The sequence below is a fragment of the Candidatus Kurthia intestinigallinarum genome, assembly GCF_003991225.1.
GTDB classification, from domain to species: domain Bacteria; phylum Bacillota; class Bacilli; order Bacillales_A; family Planococcaceae; genus Kurthia; species Kurthia populi.
In genome coordinates this window covers 1-16,598 of sequence record NZ_JTFC01000021.1, presented here as the reverse complement: position 1 = coordinate 16,598, position 16,598 = coordinate 1, and the positions used below count along the sequence as shown (strand labels likewise).

General features: G+C 38.2%; 15 protein-coding genes and 1 pseudogene. 8 read left to right on the top strand and 8 right to left on the bottom strand.

The features are described 5' to 3' along the window. Positions 1 to 310 precede the first annotated feature (310 nt). Positions 311 to 1,456 carry an IS200/IS605 family element RNA-guided endonuclease TnpB gene (gene tnpB / locus QI30_RS05425; RefSeq protein ID WP_126989919.1) on the top strand — a complete coding sequence of 382 codons (1,146 nt, stop codon included), beginning with the start codon at positions 311 to 313 and terminating at the stop codon, positions 1,454 to 1,456. Positions 1,457 to 1,542: 86 nt separating this feature from the next. On the opposite strand, the gene QI30_RS05420 is transcribed toward tnpB (QI30_RS05425), so the two are convergent. Next, positions 1,543 to 1,890: a hypothetical protein gene (locus QI30_RS05420; protein WP_126989918.1), complete on the bottom strand. Its 348-nt coding sequence runs from the start codon at positions 1,888 to 1,890 to the stop codon at positions 1,543 to 1,545. A 107-nt stretch (positions 1,891 to 1,997) separates the two neighbouring features. On the opposite strand from QI30_RS05420, the gene QI30_RS05415 reads away from it, so the two are divergent. Beyond that, positions 1,998 to 3,281 carry a right-handed parallel beta-helix repeat-containing protein gene (locus tag QI30_RS05415; protein ID WP_126989917.1) on the top strand — a complete coding sequence of 428 codons (1,284 nt, stop codon included), beginning with the start codon at positions 1,998 to 2,000 and terminating at the stop codon, positions 3,279 to 3,281. A gap of 227 nt (positions 3,282 to 3,508) precedes the next feature. Here the strand turns inward: QI30_RS05415 and QI30_RS05410 are convergent, their stop codons facing one another. Then, complete coding sequence (locus tag QI30_RS05410; RefSeq protein WP_233600528.1) at positions 3,509 to 4,867, bottom strand: PLP-dependent aminotransferase family protein; 1,359 nt, start codon at positions 4,865 to 4,867, stop codon at positions 3,509 to 3,511. Between the two features lie 102 nt (positions 4,868 to 4,969). On the opposite strand from QI30_RS05410, the gene QI30_RS05405 reads away from it, so the two are divergent. From QI30_RS05405 to QI30_RS05395, 3 genes are all read left to right on the top strand, one after another. Next, positions 4,970 to 5,410: a GNAT family N-acetyltransferase gene (locus tag QI30_RS05405; RefSeq protein ID WP_126989915.1), complete on the top strand. Its 441-nt coding sequence runs from the start codon at positions 4,970 to 4,972 to the stop codon at positions 5,408 to 5,410. Between the two features lie 189 nt (positions 5,411 to 5,599). Next, positions 5,600 to 7,237 carry a pyridoxal phosphate-dependent decarboxylase family protein gene (locus QI30_RS05400; protein ID WP_199754644.1) on the top strand — a complete coding sequence of 546 codons (1,638 nt, stop codon included), beginning with the start codon at positions 5,600 to 5,602 and terminating at the stop codon, positions 7,235 to 7,237. Next, on the top strand, positions 7,221 to 8,915 hold the full coding sequence (locus tag QI30_RS05395; protein ID WP_126989913.1) for a methyl-accepting chemotaxis protein: 1,695 nt from the start codon (positions 7,221 to 7,223) through the stop codon (positions 8,913 to 8,915). The genes QI30_RS05400 and QI30_RS05395 overlap by 17 nt, the downstream gene beginning before the upstream one ends. 41 nt (positions 8,916 to 8,956) lie before the next feature. Here the strand turns inward: QI30_RS05395 and QI30_RS05390 are convergent, their stop codons facing one another. The 4 genes from QI30_RS05390 to tnpB (QI30_RS05375) all read right to left on the bottom strand — a co-directional run bounded on the left by QI30_RS05390 (position 8,957) and on the right by tnpB (QI30_RS05375) (position 12,522). Next, positions 8,957 to 9,994: a PQQ-dependent sugar dehydrogenase gene (locus tag QI30_RS05390; protein ID WP_126989912.1), complete on the bottom strand. Its 1,038-nt coding sequence runs from the start codon at positions 9,992 to 9,994 to the stop codon at positions 8,957 to 8,959. A 67-nt stretch (positions 9,995 to 10,061) separates the two neighbouring features. Further along, positions 10,062 to 10,415, bottom strand: coding sequence for a hypothetical protein (locus QI30_RS05385; protein ID WP_233600529.1), 354 nt, complete (start codon positions 10,413 to 10,415; stop codon positions 10,062 to 10,064). A 163-nt stretch (positions 10,416 to 10,578) separates the two neighbouring features. Beyond that, complete coding sequence (locus QI30_RS05380) at positions 10,579 to 11,238, bottom strand: ABC transporter ATP-binding protein (RefSeq protein WP_126989910.1); 660 nt, start codon at positions 11,236 to 11,238, stop codon at positions 10,579 to 10,581. A gap of 141 nt (positions 11,239 to 11,379) precedes the next feature. Continuing rightward, complete coding sequence (gene tnpB / locus QI30_RS05375; RefSeq protein WP_126989909.1) at positions 11,380 to 12,522, bottom strand: IS200/IS605 family element RNA-guided endonuclease TnpB; 1,143 nt, start codon at positions 12,520 to 12,522, stop codon at positions 11,380 to 11,382. A gap of 471 nt (positions 12,523 to 12,993) precedes the next feature. Between tnpB (QI30_RS05375) and QI30_RS05370 the strand changes: the two genes are divergently transcribed. Further along, positions 12,994 to 13,266 carry a hypothetical protein gene (locus QI30_RS05370; RefSeq protein WP_126989908.1) on the top strand — a complete coding sequence of 91 codons (273 nt, stop codon included), beginning with the start codon at positions 12,994 to 12,996 and terminating at the stop codon, positions 13,264 to 13,266. A 352-nt stretch (positions 13,267 to 13,618) separates the two neighbouring features. On the opposite strand, the gene QI30_RS20815 is transcribed toward QI30_RS05370, so the two are convergent. Next, a complete protein-coding gene (locus QI30_RS20815; RefSeq protein WP_199754646.1) occupies positions 13,619 to 14,152 on the bottom strand; it encodes a GNAT family N-acetyltransferase in 534 nt (177 codons plus the stop codon). A 63-nt stretch (positions 14,153 to 14,215) separates the two neighbouring features. Beyond that, positions 14,216 to 14,485 (bottom strand): annotated as a pseudogene (locus tag QI30_RS21210) (transglutaminase-like domain-containing protein); the annotation flags it as partial. 337 nt (positions 14,486 to 14,822) lie between these two features. Between QI30_RS21210 and istA the strand changes: the two are divergent. Further along, positions 14,823 to 16,091 carry an IS21 family transposase gene (istA, locus tag QI30_RS05360; protein WP_370323587.1) on the top strand — a complete coding sequence of 423 codons (1,269 nt, stop codon included), beginning with the start codon at positions 14,823 to 14,825 and terminating at the stop codon, positions 16,089 to 16,091. Continuing rightward, on the top strand, positions 16,088 to 16,598 hold a 511-nt coding region (locus QI30_RS05355), incomplete at its 3' end, for an ATP-binding protein (RefSeq protein ID WP_126989906.1). The genes istA and QI30_RS05355, both read left to right, overlap by 4 nt.

The following is a 16,598-nucleotide window of genomic DNA, read 5'->3' as shown; positions in this document are numbered from 1 at the left end:
TATGATAAGTATGAAAGATTGATGTGGCAATGAAATTAGATAGTAATAACCAGTCCGTATTTTCGTTAAAATACCATTCAATCCGGACTGTTACAAATCGAAAAAGGGTATGGAAAGACTAGAAATCCACTTACGCAAAGGATATTTTCGAAAGAATAGGCGCTAAATATCCTATTCAAAGCGCCTCCTAACACGGGAATGTCAAAATTCATTTATGCCTATTAATCGGCAAATTCTAGGTGAATAAAATGAGACTAGCGGTGCTTCAATCGAAACGATTAAAAACGAACGAGCGGAAGAGGTGAATGTCATGTCACAAAATAAAGCCTACAAATTTAGGTTATATCCAAATAAGGACCAGCAAGCACGCATCCATCAAACGCACGGTCATTGTCGTTTTGTCTATAACCATTTTCTTGCACTTTGGAACACTTCCTACAAAGAAGATGGCAAAGGGCTCAATCGCTCATTGATGTCTAAAATCCTCACCAAAATGAAAAAACAAGATGAAACGGCTTGGCTGAGAAATGTAGACAGTGTGGCATTACAAGCCTCCTACGAACACGTATTAGCTGCTTTTGATCGTTTCTTTAAGAAACAAAATAAATACCCTCGTTTCAAAAGTAAAAAGAATCCCGTACAAAGCTATACAACCAAAAATACAAATAACAATATCGCGATTGTTGGCAAACGAATCAAACTGCCGAAGCTTGGGCTTGTGAAGTTCAAACAAACTTGTGTAGTAGAAGGACGCATTATGCGCGCAACGATCAACTATCATGCAAGTGGCCATTTTTACGTATCGATTGCATGTGAAGTGCCTGATTTTAAGAAGTTACCGAAAACCAATAAGACGATTGGGATTGATTTAGGCATCACCGATTTTGCGATGCTGTCTGATGGACGTAAAGTGGAGAACCAACGCTTTACGGCGAAGATGGAGAAGCAGCTCAAGCGGGAACAACGCAAGTTATCGCGTCGCTACGAACAAGCAAAAAAAGAGAAACGTGATTTACGTGACTGCATGAACTACCAAAAGCAACGCATGAAAGTTGCGCGTTTGCGTGAACGTGTTGCGTTTCAGCGGGAAGATTTTTTGAATAAGTTATCGACAGAGTTAATACGCCAATATGACGTTATTTGTCTAGAAGACTTGAATACAAAAGGATTACTAAAGAATCATAAACTAGCAAAAGCAATTAGTGACGTTTCTTGGTCTTCTTTTGTGCAAAAACTGATGTATAAGGCGAAGTGGTATGGCCGAAAAATTGGAAAGATTTCACGCTTCTATCCATCGAGCCAACTTTGTCATGTCTGTGGGCATCGAGATGGCAAGAAGTCCCTCGACATTCGCGAGTGGGTTTGCCCATCTTGCGGTGAAACGCTAGACCGAGACCTTAACGCCAGCCGGAATATTTTAGCTGAAGGACTCACGCTGTTAACCCAACAACCGTAGGGACTACGGGGCTCGCCTACTCAAGAAGTGAAGCCACTGTTCGAGCTGTCGGAACAAGCAAGCACTGTTCGTAGGAATCCCCCACTTCAAGCGCATTCGTAAGAACGGCTAAGTGGGGGTAGTTCAACGGTTCCGATATATGTATAACCGAAAATAGAGGTAAAAAATAACGCACAGCCTGCTAAACCAAGTGTCACAGAAAGTGCAATCATACTTTTATTCTGGCGGATTGCGGCTAAAATAATCGCAACAATGATGATGGCACAGGCGCTAAAAGCATAGATATAATTCTTTGTATTCGGATGGGCCACAATTTGTTCAGGTGTATCAAAAAAGGTCAAAATATAAATAAGTGGCAAGAAAAACACAACAAAAGGTGACACAATCAAAAGAATGATGGCCAGCATAATGAGTAATGCGCGTGGTGAGGGCATTTTTTAAGCTCCTTTCAAATAGGATAGAAATCTTTTTAATAAGCGATTACATGCTATAATTATACCAAATCAAAGAATAGCATACACTATATGGAAGTTGGTAATTTATGAAGAAATTATTATTAGCTGGCGGCATCCTTGTGGCACTGTTAGCCATCTATTTCTTATGGAAGCCTTTACCTTCACCTTCTGCTACACTTTATGTTGCATCAACTGGTGATGATACAGCAAGAGGCTCGAAGAATGCGCCGCTTCGCACATTTAAAGAGGCAATAGCACAGGCACAACCCGGTACAACAATTATTATTCGCGGTGGCACCTATAAAGAGCCACTATCCATCACAAAAAGCGAGCTACAAATTCAAGCCTATGAAGGTGAGAAGGTTCGTTTAAATGGACGTGAGCTAAAAAGTATGGACGGCAATCGCGCGATGGTGACCATTCACAATCAACATGATATTACACTAGATGGCCTGACAATTGAGAACGTTACGACGAAATCGGCAACTGATACGGTGATGGGCATTTATGTGAGCGGTAATAGTCATCATATTACGCTCGAAAATAATCATATACGCAAAATTACGACGCGTGCTGTAGATGGTGAAGGGAACGGGCATGGCATTGCCTTTTATGGCACTAGCGCGATGAAGCATATTCAAATCACACATAACACCTTAGAGGATTTGACCCTTGGCTCAAGTGAGGCGCTCGTTTTAAATGGCAATATCGAGGATTTTTCGATTACAGATAATACAATTCGTCGTAGTGATAATATTGGCATTGATGTCATTGGCTATGAGGGGGTTGCTATTAAAAAAGAAGCGGATTATGTGCGCAATGGCACGATTAAAAACAATACGATTTCACAAGTCTCGTCATATGGTAATCCAGCGTACGGTGAGGATTATAGTGCGGGTGGTATTTATGTTGATGGTGCGAAAAATATAACAATTGAAGGCAATGATATTTCATTTAGTGATATTGGCATCGAGGCAACATCTGAACATGCGGGTAAGTATGCGGATGAAATTATTATTAAAAATAATACGGTTCGCAATAATTACTATACCGGGATTTCCATTGGTGGTTATGATGAACAACGCGGTGGTACGAAAAATTCGGTCATTGAAAAAAATAAGCTCGCGCATAATGATACGGAAGGGCTTGATGGTGGACAGCTATTGATTCAATACAATACCAAGGACAATCGTATAGAAGAGAATGACTTTATCGCAAGCGAGTCGACGATCTACATTGCGAATTTTTTTACACAAAATTATCGTACTATTGTGGTAGACAATCACTTTGATTCGGAAAAGGGTCTATGGTTCTGGAAAGATAACACCTATGAATCAAAAGCTGCCTTTGAACAAGTCGTAAATCATTAAAAAAGAGGATTGGCCAAAACATGTCATGTTCCTTTGTTAGTGTTCGCAACGAAAAACCGGAACCGTGCTACAGCGCGATTCCGGTTTTCTTATGTTCATAGATGCGGTTATTTTACACATATGTCCCAGCCTCTTTTAATGTGCATTGATTATAATGATTATCGCCCACGGCTACGATTTTACCATCTGCCGACTGTATGCCTGCTCCCTGCCGCGAGTTTGTTCAATTAAGATTCCTCCCATGCAATTGCTAGACGTTGCACGCCTTGTCGTATTTCTTCTAGTGTACAATTCGCAAAGCCAACTAAAAAGTAATTTTTCTCATTCTTTTGCTGGAATAAATTATCCACACATTGTACATTAACACCCTTTTCATGCGCTTTCTCAATTAAATTTTTCATATTAGAGGGCATTTTAATTAATACATATAGCCCTGCTTGCTCTCCATAAACTATACTATGTGGTAACTCAGATATGAGGCACTCCTTTAGAACAGCCATTTTTTCACGATAAATTTTACGCATTCGTCTAATATGCTTTGACCATTCGCCCCCTGCCATTAATTTTGCCATCGTTAATTGGTGAATTTTTGAAGCGGTATTTTCAAAATGTTGAAATATTTCCTTATATAAATCGATTAAATCTGGGGGTAATACCATATAGGCAAGTCGAATGCCTGGCAAAAATGATTTAGAAAATGTCGCCATATAAATCGTACACTGTGGATTAAGCGATGCAAGCGCTGGAAAAGGCTTCTGCTCATATCGAAATTCTCCATCATAATCATCTTCAATAATATAGCCTTTATTGTTACAAGCCCATTCAATAAGTGTCAAACGCTGCTGTATTGATAAAGCACTACCAAAGGGGTATTGATGAGAAGGTGTTACATACATTAATTTTGCTATTTTAGTAGCTAACTGCTGTAATGCCAAACCATCCTTTGTAGCATCTACTGTATCGAATTGAAATCCCTGAAGTTCAAAAACATGGCGCACACCTTCATAACCAGGATCTTCTAGTAATATACGGTTAAAACGCTTTTTCAATAAAAAACTAAGCTGCAGTAGCAATTGCTGTGTACTGCTACCAATCACAATTGCCTGTTCGGTTGTTTGAATACCACGTGCTTGAAATAGATATTGTCGCAACTGCACTATAAGTTCTCGTTCACCAAAAACCTCTCCATAAGTGTAACTTTTTGAATGTTTTAATACTTCTTTTGAATATTTTTGCCACACGGTATATGGGAAATGACGCTGATCAACCGCTCCCGCTCGAAAATCAATGCCTATAGATGATTCCTCTATATACGGTTGTGTGAAAACTTCAGCTTTTTGTATGTAAATAGATTCTAACGGATTAACATAATAGCCTTTTTTCTGTTCGGCTCGAATGTAGCCCTCTGCCAGTAGTATCTCATAAGCTTCTAATGTTGTATTACGACTTACTTGTAAATGCTCTGCTAGCACACGAATTGAGGGTAATTTTTCATTTTCGCGAAGCTGTTTTGTCCGTATTAATGCCGCAATTTTTTCGTAAATTTGAATGTATTTAGCTGTTTTTGAATGGAATGTAAAAATCATGCTGCCCCCATCTGACATGTTATTTATTTTATTTTTGTACCTTTTAGCATGTCATTTTCTATTTTACAATTATACCCACTATAGAAGAAAAGAGGAATAAAAATGAACATTGAACAGCTCACAATTTATCAGTTAGAAAAAATAGTACCATTATTTGATTCATACCGTCAGTTTTATGAACAAGAAAGTGACAGGGATGCTGCTAGAGTATTTTTAAAAGCGCGACTAGAAAAAAAGCAATCTGTGATTTTTGTGGCACAGCAAGATGATGACTATGTTGGTTTTACACAACTGTATCCGACTTTTTCTTCCGTTGGTTTAAAACCTGCCTATATTTTGAATGACTTATACGTCGCTCAACAAGCACGATCACAAGGCGTTGCTAAACAATTGATGGCCGTTGCTTTTCAATATGCACAGGAGCAAAATGCGCGCTATATTACGTTGGAAACAGCGAAAGATAATAACGTTGCACAAGCTTTGTATAAAAAAATGATGACGGAGGATACAGAGGTCAAACATTATACACGATCATTCATATAAAGAATACAATTCATGTCCTAAAAGTGGAATTTTATTGAATTTAAAAGGATTTCTATGCTTTATTTTCACCAAAAGAGACTAAAGTCCTTTATTAATTTGTTAACAAAGGGTAATATAGTATATGTTTTGTTATTCAATTATAATTTTAGTAATTCAATAAGCACATTACTTTAGGAGGATGAATCTATAATGAACTACAAAGAGTTATTCCAGAGTGAGGATGGGAATGTCGAACAGCGCCAAAAATTTTCAGCGCAAATTCAAAAAATTCTACAGGCAATGGATGATTTAAAAAATCCTAATCAAACGATTTTAGGTGAAAGTGCGGAGAAGTCCCCTGCTTTTTATCAGCATTTAATGGAAACGGCTCAGGTAGAAGAAAAAGGACAGGCACTGGACAATGTGGTGGATGAATTAATTCAACTATTAGATGGGCATCCTTATCATACGCATAACTATGTGACGAATGTTTTACCAATGGCAAGCATTCCTGGCTTACTTGGTATGCTGACAAATATGCTAATCAACGGTAATAACCTATGGGATGTCTATGGCCCTGCAGCAGCAGAGAGTGAAGTAAAAGTCATTTCGATGATGTCAAAATTAGTTGGCTATGATGAAACGAAAAGCTTTGGTTACACAACATGGGGTGGGCAAGGTGCCGTATTTAGCGGTCTGCGCTTAGCCATCGCCAAACAATTCCCGAATGCGAAGGAAGAGGGCGTGCCTAATAACTTATATTGCTTCGCCTCTGAAAATGCGCACTATAGCCTACTGAAATCGATTGAAGCGGTTGGCATTGGTAGCAATCATCTTGTGCGCGTTAAAGCATGCGCGGATCATTCAATGGATTTAGAAGATTTAAACATGCAAATGCGCGCGGTAATTCGTCAAGGCGGGATTCCGGTCTATGTTGTCGCGACAACAGGTACGACAGATAGCTTCGGCATTGATGATGTAGCGGGTGTTAAAGCCATTACAACCGCACTTGAGAAAGAATTTACGTTAAAACCGATTCATATTCATGCCGACTCTGCGCTTGGCGGGTTCTATAGTTTCTTTAATGATTACGATTTTGATACTAATCCATTAGATTTTGAAGCACCTGTGACAGCAGCTTTATTACAAATTCGTGAGCGTATGCAGCATATTCACCTTGCTGACTCATTATGCTTTGACTTCCAAAAGCTCGGTCAAACACCTTATTTAACAAGTCTTTTCCTCGTGAAAGATGGTAGCTCACTTGGCTTGCTTGATTTAGAAGATTTTGATACACCCTATGTAGGAAATCGCGGCTATGGCTCCTATCATACAGGCTATACATTAGAATGCTCACGCATGGGTAGCTCCATTGCGATTTATGCGGCATTACGTGCATTCGGTAAGGAAAATTACCAGGCACTACTCGCAAATTATGTGCGTGTGAATTTACAGTTCCGTGAGCAATTAGCTGCGCAGGTTCCAGCTGTTGAAGTCGTCAATCCGTTAAATATTGGACCAGTAACCGCCATTCGTTATTATGGTAATAATACTACGTGGGCACAAGAGGTTGCTGGACAAGCAACAGCTGCACAAATTGAAGCAGTGAATGCGACAAATAGCGCTTGGTTTGAATTACTTGGTGCACAGCGTGAGGATGTATTCTTCGGCGATACGACGCGTGTTTGCACCGTACTTGCACAGGATACGAAGCAATTTATTCCAGTGGCAGCAGCAAAATTATTTACGATTTCACCTTATACAGAAGTGACGCATATTCCACACTTTATCGAGGTCTTACAACAAACAATTGCACAGCTAGAGGTACAACATGAAGTTCATGCGTAATTATAAAAATTCATTGTTTATGAAGTTTATGATGAGCTTCACACTTCCCGTTACCATTGTCGCGCTGGTTTTTAGTACCATTTTATATATGACAACGATGCATATTATTAATAATTATATGCTGCCGGAATTCGAGGATAAGCTGAATATCGTATCAAAGGAAATTAAAGCAGACATCCCGTCGAATTTAGTCGAGCAAGCAGATACGAATGATAACAAGGCATATGAGGAGCTCCTTAATCTACTTAATAAGGCTCAACAAAACTTCGGTGTCGAAAATGTTTATGTGTTATCACGTACAGGAAGCGAGCATATTGTGGCGCTTAGTCAAACTGACAATCATAATAATAGCTACAGCTTTGATCCAAAGATGCATACAGCGCTAGACAATAGCTCAACGCAAATTAGTGACATTTATACGGATGAGTATGGTGTACACAAATCGATTTTCATTCCGTTTGACAATACGGACATTATTTTAGGGCTCGATATGGATGCATCTTTTATTAAGCATTTAACGTCTCTTGTGATTTGGGTTTCAGTAGCGGTGCTTGTTATCGCGATTTTATTAAGCATTGTCACAGCATGGTTCATTACACGTCGTACATTAAAACCGATTCACGAGACATTAGAATTTGTTCAAACCGCCGCAAATGGGGATTTGACAGTGGCGCCATTTGCGCTTAAAACGAATGATGAAATTGCACAGCTCACAACAGGGGTATTCAAAATGGTACATGACTTACGTGGTCTTATTGGCGATGTCAGTCTGAACAGTGAACAAGTAGCCGCTACTTCTGTTGAGCTTTCTGCGAATGTACAGCAAAGCAGTGCGACCATTGAAGAAATTACGTCCTCTGTACAGGAAGTGGCGATGCGCACAGAAACGCAGTCAGAAGCGGTGAATCATATGAATGATACTGTAACGGCCATCTCGCATGATTTAACGGAGATTTCTGTTTTCACAAAAGAAGTCGCACAAAATGCCAATGTCGCAACCTCTACAGCGTATGCAGGCAATGAAACGGTGCAAAAAGCTGTGGCGCAATTAGCCATTACATCAGATAAAATCGAACATACCGCGTTTATTATTCAGCGCTTAAATGATTATTCGAACGAAATTGGTCAAATCGTCAACTTGATTTCGGCTATTACCGACCAAACAAATTTACTCGCACTTAATGCATCCATCGAAGCAGCTCGTGCTGGTGAGCATGGTAAGGGCTTTGCGGTTGTTGCCGAGGAGGTGCGTAAACTCGCCGACCAATCTCAAAATGCCGCAAGTGACATTCAAGCGCGAATTAATGGCGTGAAGGAAGAATCTCTCCAAGCAGTTGAGGCCATGGCTATCAGCACACAAAACTTACAGGAAAGTTCGGTCATGTTTAAAGCAGCTGGTGCATCCTTCCAAGAAATTTACACCGATGTCTCAAGTTTATCAACGAAATTTGATGGGACGCAGCAGTCCATTGAGCAATTAACAACTGCACTTTCTGAAATGTCTCATACGATGCAACAAGTGAATGACTCAATTGCGACAAGTGCGGCCAATACTCAAAATGTGGCAGCGGCTTCTGAGGAGCAATCTGCAAGTATTGAAGAAATTACGCATTCTGCGATGAATTTATCAGATATGGCAGATGAGCTGAAGCTTTCTTTATCAAAATTTAATGTGTAACGAAAAAGTAGCATCCCTTTTTATGGCGGATGCTACTTTTTTTAGTCTGCTATCGTTGTTTTCATCAAACGGTCATCATCTTCCTGCGGTGTCCCGCGACCATCACGATTATTTGTTATAAAATACAGTGTGTGATCGACAAGCATCACATCGCGAATACGTCCGACATCACTGACAATTTTACGCTGTTTTTTCGTTTTTAAATCAAATTCGATAATGGCTGTACCGCGTAATGCGGCGACATATAGTTTATCACCCGAAGCGGCCATACCAGACGGCGCCCACGTTGTGTCATTTCCAGAGGTGAAAAGTGGCGTCTCCATGCCCTGCTTCTCCTCGGTCCCTTCAATGACCGGCCAGCCGTAGTTTTTCCCTGCTTCAATGCGATTAATCTCATCATGTGCGCTATTGCCATGCTCACTCGCATACAATGTCTTACCAAGCCATACGAGCCCCTGTGGATTACGGTGGCCGTAGCTATACACATAGGAATCAGTCTCTGGATTATCCGCTGGCACTGAGCCATCTAAATTAAGTCGTAAAATCTTCCCCGCTAGCTGCTTTTTGTCCTGTGCATTATCTGGCTCGGAGGCATCGCCAGCAGTAGCGTATAATTTATTATCAGGCCCGATTTTTAATCGCCCACCATGATGATAGGTCCCGCTTGGAATCTTATCGAGTAAAATCTTTTTTTCGCGCCATGCTTTTTGATTATAGGACAGTGCGACAATGCGATTAAACTGACCCTCGGTGCTTTCATACGTGTAATACGCATAGGCTGTATTGGACGTCGCAAAATCTGGTGCCAGCACAAAGCCAAGTAATCCCGCTTCCGATGCCGTTGCAAGTGGCTCACTAAGCGTTATGTTTTGCCGTGTTACCTTGCCATCCTCGATTTTTACAATATGACCCGGTCGTTCAGTAATGTAAAATGTATCATCCACACACTCCATTGCCCACGGTGTATTTAACTCCTTCGCCACCATTTGCTCCTTAGGCTCTTTAACTGGCGCCGCGTCATTTGAAGAACAACCTGTCAGTATGAGTAGCGCTACACTAAGACCTACCCATCGCTTCATGACATCACCCCTTTGCAATCTGTTCCCGATTTTAGAAAAAAAGAACCGCGCAAATGCACGGCTCTAATTAATCTTGGGATAAATAATTGAAATCTTTTTCACTCAGCTCTGGAAGTGTGACATCAAGCTTTAATACATGCACTAATTCCTCTACATAGGTACGAATGGCGCGCATTTCAAAAGGAAAATCAAATTCAAATTCCTCGGCTACCTTGACACTCTCCATAAAATAGGAACAATTATATTTCATGTCTAAAAGATCATCATTGAACCTTAAAACATCTTCATACGCCGCTTCAGATAACTCGAACGTGGAAATTAAAAATAATTTGATATGATTGCCATCCTCAGCCTTTTTTTGTGGCCGTCTTTCATCATAAATTAATAAAAATGCCGTTCTGTCATCATCATTTACGATGATATTAAAGAACTCGATATCACGTAATTTTAATAATCGTTTAAATCTAGTAGTCATTGCATGGCTCCTGTTCTTATTTATCTCTTAAAAGTAGTATAGCTCATCCACTACCATTAAAAAACCCAGAATAAGGCACTAAAATGCCTTGTCCTGGGTTCAACTCTACCTATTCCGCTTCGGCTAAATGACCATCTTGCATACGTAATATTCTATTACATTGATTGGCCACTTGCATATCATGTGTGACGATAATAATCGTTTTACCTTCTTTATTCAATTGCTTGAATATAGCCATGATTTCAGCAGTTGTTTGTTCATCAAGAGCACCTGTTGGCTCATCTGCCAGTAAAATTTCAGGGTCATTAATAAGTGCGCGCGCAATCGCTACACGTTGTTTTTGACCACCTGATAAATCCGTTACTTTTGAATTTATTTTTTCAGCAATGCTGAGTTTTTCTAGTAATGGCAAAAGCTCTTTTTTTCGTTGTTTTTTCAATTCTTTCTTTTTTTCATACATAAGCGGTAAAAGAATATTTTTCTTAACCGAATAATAATCAATCAATGCGAAATCCTGCATAATAAATCCGATTTCTTGATTGCGATAGTTTGCTAATGATTGATCATTCATCGTCGCCATATCTTTTCCGTTTAATGTATATGTACCACTTGAAGGACTATCAATACATCCTAACATACGTAATAATGTTGATTTCCCCGAACCAGATGTACCAATAATTGCTACAAGTTCTCCGGGATTTAGCGTCATATTTATATTTTTCAATGCATAAACAGGCTCTTTTGATGCAAGATTATAAGTCTTTGTCATATGCTCAATTTCTATTGAACTACCCCCACTTAGCCATTCTTACGAATGCGCTTGCAGTGGGGGATTCCTACGAACAGTGCTTGCTTGTTCCGACAGCTCGAACAGCGGCTTCACTTCTTGAGTAGGCGAGCCCCGTAGTCCCTACGGTTGTTGGGTTAACAGCGTGAGTCCTTCGGCTAAAATGTTCCGACTTGCGTTGAGATCTCGGTCTAGTACTGTGCCGCAAGATGGGCAAACCCACTCGCGAATATCGAGGGACTTCTTGCCATCTTGATGCCCACAGACATGACAAAGTTGGCTCGATGGATAGAAGCGTGAAATCTTTCCGATTTTTCGGCCATACCATGTCGCCTTATACATCAGTTTTTGCACAAACGAAGACCAAGAAACATCACTAATCGCTTTTGCTAATTTATGATTCTTTAGTAATCCTTTTGTATTCAAGTCTTCTAGACAAATAACGTCATACTGGCGAATGAGTTCCGTTGATAACTTATTCAAAAAGTCTTCCCGTTGAAACGCAACACGCTCACGTAAGCGCGCGACTTTACGACGTTGCTTTTGGTAGTTCATACAGTCACGCAAATCGCGTTTTTCTTTTTTTGCTTGTTCGTAGCGACGTGATAACTTGCGTTGTTCCCGCTTTAGTTTCTGTTCCATCTTCGCCGTAAAGCGTTGGTTCTCCACTTTACGTCCATCAGACAGCATCGCAAAATCGGTGATGCCTAAATCAATCCCAATCGTCTTATTGGTTTTCGGTAACGTCTTAAAATCCGGTACTTCACATGCAATCGATACGTAAAAATGGCCACTCGCATTGTATTTAATGGTTGCGCGCAGTATACGTCCTTCTACCTCACAAGACTTCGCAAACTTCACAAGCCCAAGCTTCGGCAGTTTGATGTGGTTACCGACAATGGCGATATTGTTATTTGTATTTTTCGTTGTATAGCTTTGAACGGGATTCTTTTTACTTTTGAAGCGAGGATAGTTATTTTGCTTTTGAAAGAAACGGTTAAAAGCGTCGATTAAATGTTCATAAGAGGCTTGTAATGCCACACTATCTACGTTGCGTAGCCATGCCGTATCATCTTGTTTTTTCAGCTTTGTGAGCATTTTGGACATAATGGAACGATTCAACCCTTTTCCTTCTTCTTTATAAGAAGTATTCCACAACGCAAGAAAATGGTTGTAAACAAAACGACAATGCCCATGGGTTTGATGTATGAACGCTTGTTGGTCTTTATTTGGGTAGATACGGAATTTATACGCTTTATGTGGCATGACAGACACCTCCTTTTTCGAATAGTATAATAGGAACAGATGTTCTTTTCAACAAATTAGTACTGGCAGAATAATTGGGTTCGCAGAATACCCCTCCCTACTCACTACGTTCCTTGAGGGAGGGGTATTCTGCGAAACTAAAATAAATAAGACCGTATAATAAATAGATAAATAGATTTTTTATACAATGGTTTAATCCTTTACATAGAATTTTAAAATTTAATTTTCCACTAGATTTCTAACCCTCCTTCTCTTTTTCTTTAATAGAAACGGTTATTTATACAATATGTTTCCTTATTTTCAATTTTTAGGTATGGGAGTATCAAATAAACAAAATCAGACGGATGCAGGCTATACTAAGTTATAGAAGCTCGTAAACTAATAATAGACCTTCATTTACCTTTGAATTCAAATTGCGAATGATGTATTTTTATGCAAAAAATTCAGGGCACTCAATAAGATGGTGAAATAATGGCATCAGAATATAATTTAGAAAGCTCAACAATTGAAACACTTATGCAACTTCTTGAAATTGGTCATGAAATTGAATTCATCTACAAAGATAAAGAATACTTTATTTCAAACTTTCAAGATGGTCGTTCATTAATAGTAGATTCCGAAGCATTATGTGATTATACACACGATAACAAGAAATTTGTTCAAACAGCCAAAATTGATGGAATGACACTTGAAGAACTATTTAAAAATCATAGTGAAGAAATTGAATTTGGTACAATCTATTAAAGATTTAAAGGAGACAAATTTTATTCAGAACAAGCATTAATTTGCTCTGACGTAAGCAGCTAATTTATTGATTATAGGAGGAATTTTCAAGTGCCTTTTAAAAAGAAAGTTTTGTTAAGCATTATTTTAGCTCTAATGCTTGTGGTAGTTGTTTTTAATATTTTTTTAGGCATCGAATCCATATGGTTGCGGATTTTATCACTGATAATTGTTATTTTATGTGGGGTATTCTTTTTAAAAGATTTTACTAAGGAAAAAGAGAACTAATAACAAAAAAACCACGATTATTAATGATTCGTGGTTTTTTCGTATATTAAGCTTGATTTTTTTGAAATAAACGATGTATCTAAAATTACGCGTTCGTATTAATCAATGCCCATCGCGTGTGGTCTTCCCATTTTCCATTTACTTTTATATATTTTTTAGAAAGTCCTTCATTTTCAAACCTTAATTTGCTGACAACTTTTATAGAGGCTGCATTTATCGGTAGAATTGGTGCCTCGATTCTATGTAAGTTTAATTCATTGAATACTACATCAATTGCTTTCTGTATACCTTCTGTTATTAACCCTTTATTGATTTCGTCTTTATCCAATTTATAACCTAAGATACAAGATTGTAGAACTCCTCGTACAATTAAATTAAATGTGATACACCCTATAATCTTTCTCTTATCATTTTTACCAGTAATCCATAATCTAAGTATTTTTCCACTTTCATTGGCTTTAACATCTTCTTTAAGAAAACTTTTTTGGAAATTCAGCGTGTAAAATTCTTCAGTGCGCTGCGGCTCCCATTCAGATAAAAAATGTCGATTTCTATTGTAATATTGAAGCACTTCTTCTGACCAGCTTTCATCAAAAGATGGGTTCACATTAAAGGCCAATTTTTCCTCTAAAAGAGAGAATTCTGCATGTATTCCTTTTTTATTTCCCCTTGCATCTAAACGTATCCACTTTTTTACTTCTTGTATAAAAACCGCATTTAAAGCATGAAGGCAGTACCCTTTCTCCGGGGTATCAAATAATAGTAAACGCTGATAACAGAAACCTGTAGGGATTTTTTGAGAACGAAGTAAAGCTGCCAAGAGATTAGATTTTGCATAGCATATACCCTGATTATATTTCAAAAATTCCGTAGCTGTACAAGTAACAATTTTACTTTGAATATCCCATGAATGTGCAATTTCGTCACGTACAAAATTGAAGGCTATATGTATTTTTTCTATTTCTGTTTACTTCGCACAAAATAGCGATTTAATTAAATTTTGAATAGCTTCGGCTGAAAAATTCACTTCTTTTCTTTCTTCTAAGTAATCATTCAAATTATCTGATTCTAAAATAAGGTTCATCCAATCCCACCTTTAACGGTTTAATTAAATTTTTTTGGTACATATCCAATAAGAATTGTATTATTTTCTTTTGCAAATTCTACTTCATTCATCTCATCTGTAATAGGTGTCATAATCGCTGTTAAAATCCTCGATAATACCGTTTAAAAATTCCCCACTAATAACGGATAATCTATATTAGACAATATAGATTGGAAGTGTGGAGATGACGGTAGTATTGGAGGATATTTTTATGATTAAAGAACTGAAACAGAAAGGATGGACCTTAACGGCCATCGCAGAAGAAACAGGTTATGATAGAAAAACGATTCGAAAATATTTAAATCAAGAAAAGTTACCACAAGCTACAAAGCGAAAAAGCCGTGGCAGCAAACTAGATCCTTATAAATCTTATATATTAGCAAGAATTAAAGAAGGTACTATTAACTGCGCAGTACTATTAGAAGAAATACAAAAGCTAGGATATGAAGGTAAAAGTACAATACTAAGAGAGTTTGTCCAGCCCTATCGGGCGGCACCTAAGAAGCAAGCAACTGTGCGATATGAAACAAAGCCAGGAGAACAAGCACAAGTTGACTGGGCTGAAAACGCAGGAACATGCATCATTGATGAAGAAGAAATTCAGCTTTACGCATTTATTATGATTCTCAGTTATTCTCGAAAGCGTTATATCGAATTTACGACAGATATGAAACAAGACACGCTTATTAAATGTCATCTAAACGCCTTCAGTTATTTTAATGGTGTTCCGCAACAAATTCTTTACGATAATATGCGCACAGTCGTTACAAAGCATAGTATTCAGCAAATACGTTTCAATAAACGATTCGAAGACTTTTTAAATTATTACGATGTCACTGCAAAGGCTTGTAAGCCTTATCGAGCCCAAACAAAAGGAAAAGTCGAACGAGCAATTGATTACTTAAGAAATAATTTCTTAACACGAAAATTACCTAACGATCTGACTGCATTAAATGAATCATTGCATAAATGGCTGAATGATATTGTTCACACAAAGAAAAATCAGACAACACAACAAACGCCACATGAAAGATTTATTCAGGAACAAGCTTTTTTAAAACCTTGGAATCATAAACCACTATATTCTTTGAGTAGCTGGCAACAACGCGAAGTTAGTAAAGATTGTTTAATTTCATTTGAAGGAAATCAATATTCAGTTCCTTATCGCTATGTAGGTCAAACTGTAAAACTACGAATAGAAGATGAAAAGCTGCAAATTTATGATGGAATCGAATGTATCGCCACACACTCTTTAAGTAAAAAGAAACATCAAATGGTTCAACAAACATCGCATTATGCGGGATTACCTGGAACAAAAAAAGAGCAGAAAACAACAGATTCAAATGGTTTGGCGACCCCAAAATCTGTAGATTCTACTCTTTCACAAGCACCAGATGTAGAACAACGTTCATTAGCTATATATGCCTTATTCGAAGAAGGTGATCAAGTATGAAAACGCTTCTTGAAGAGCGCCTAAAGGCGCTTGGTTTGGAAAATACAGCCCATCAATTAGATGGTTTCGTTGAAAGTGCTTCATCTAATAATATATCATATTTCGAATTCTTAAATCAGGTGATAGAAGCTGAGTGGACGTACAAAGAATCACAATTACTAGCCAAACGAGTTTCTCAAGCAAAGTTTCCTTATGTGAAAAACTTAGCTGATTTTGATTTTTCATTACAACCTAGTATTAGTGAACAACGTGTTAAAGAGATCTTAACATGTCGATATATTGGGAATGGAGAAAACTGCATATTATTAGGACCTCCTGGTGTCGGTAAAACGCATCTAGCCATCGGCTTCGGAGTTGAAGCATTAACAAAAGGATATTCCGTACGTTTTATAACAGCAGATGATTTTATGGCCCAGTGTAAAATCTCTGATAGCAGAAATACACTGAATTATTTGATTAAAAGATTAAGCAAGCCAGATGTTTTAATTATTGACGAAATTGGTTATT

Coding starts and splice junctions, on each gene's coding strand:
- tnpB (WP_126989919.1), top strand. CDS start 311: ATGTCACAAAATAAAGCCTACAAATTTAGGTTATATCCAAATAAGGAC.
- QI30_RS05420 (WP_126989918.1), bottom strand. CDS start 1,890: ATGCCCTCACCACGCGCATTACTCATTATGCTGGCCATCATTCTTTTG.
- QI30_RS05415 (WP_126989917.1), top strand. CDS start 1,998: ATGAAGAAATTATTATTAGCTGGCGGCATCCTTGTGGCACTGTTAGCC.
- QI30_RS05410 (WP_233600528.1), bottom strand. CDS start 4,867: ATGATTTTTACATTCCATTCAAAAACAGCTAAATACATTCAAATTTAC.
- QI30_RS05405 (WP_126989915.1), top strand. CDS start 4,970: ATGAACATTGAACAGCTCACAATTTATCAGTTAGAAAAAATAGTACCA.
- QI30_RS05400 (WP_199754644.1), top strand. CDS start 5,600: ATGAACTACAAAGAGTTATTCCAGAGTGAGGATGGGAATGTCGAACAG.
- QI30_RS05395 (WP_126989913.1), top strand. CDS start 7,221: ATGAAGTTCATGCGTAATTATAAAAATTCATTGTTTATGAAGTTTATG.
- QI30_RS05390 (WP_126989912.1), bottom strand. CDS start 9,994: ATGAAGCGATGGGTAGGTCTTAGTGTAGCGCTACTCATACTGACAGGT.
- QI30_RS05380 (WP_126989910.1), bottom strand. CDS start 11,238: ATGACAAAGACTTATAATCTTGCATCAAAAGAGCCTGTTTATGCATTG.
- tnpB (WP_126989909.1), bottom strand. CDS start 12,522: ATGCCACATAAAGCGTATAAATTCCGTATCTACCCAAATAAAGACCAA.
- QI30_RS05370 (WP_126989908.1), top strand. CDS start 12,994: ATGGCATCAGAATATAATTTAGAAAGCTCAACAATTGAAACACTTATG.
- istA (WP_370323587.1), top strand. CDS start 14,823: ATGACGGTAGTATTGGAGGATATTTTTATGATTAAAGAACTGAAACAG.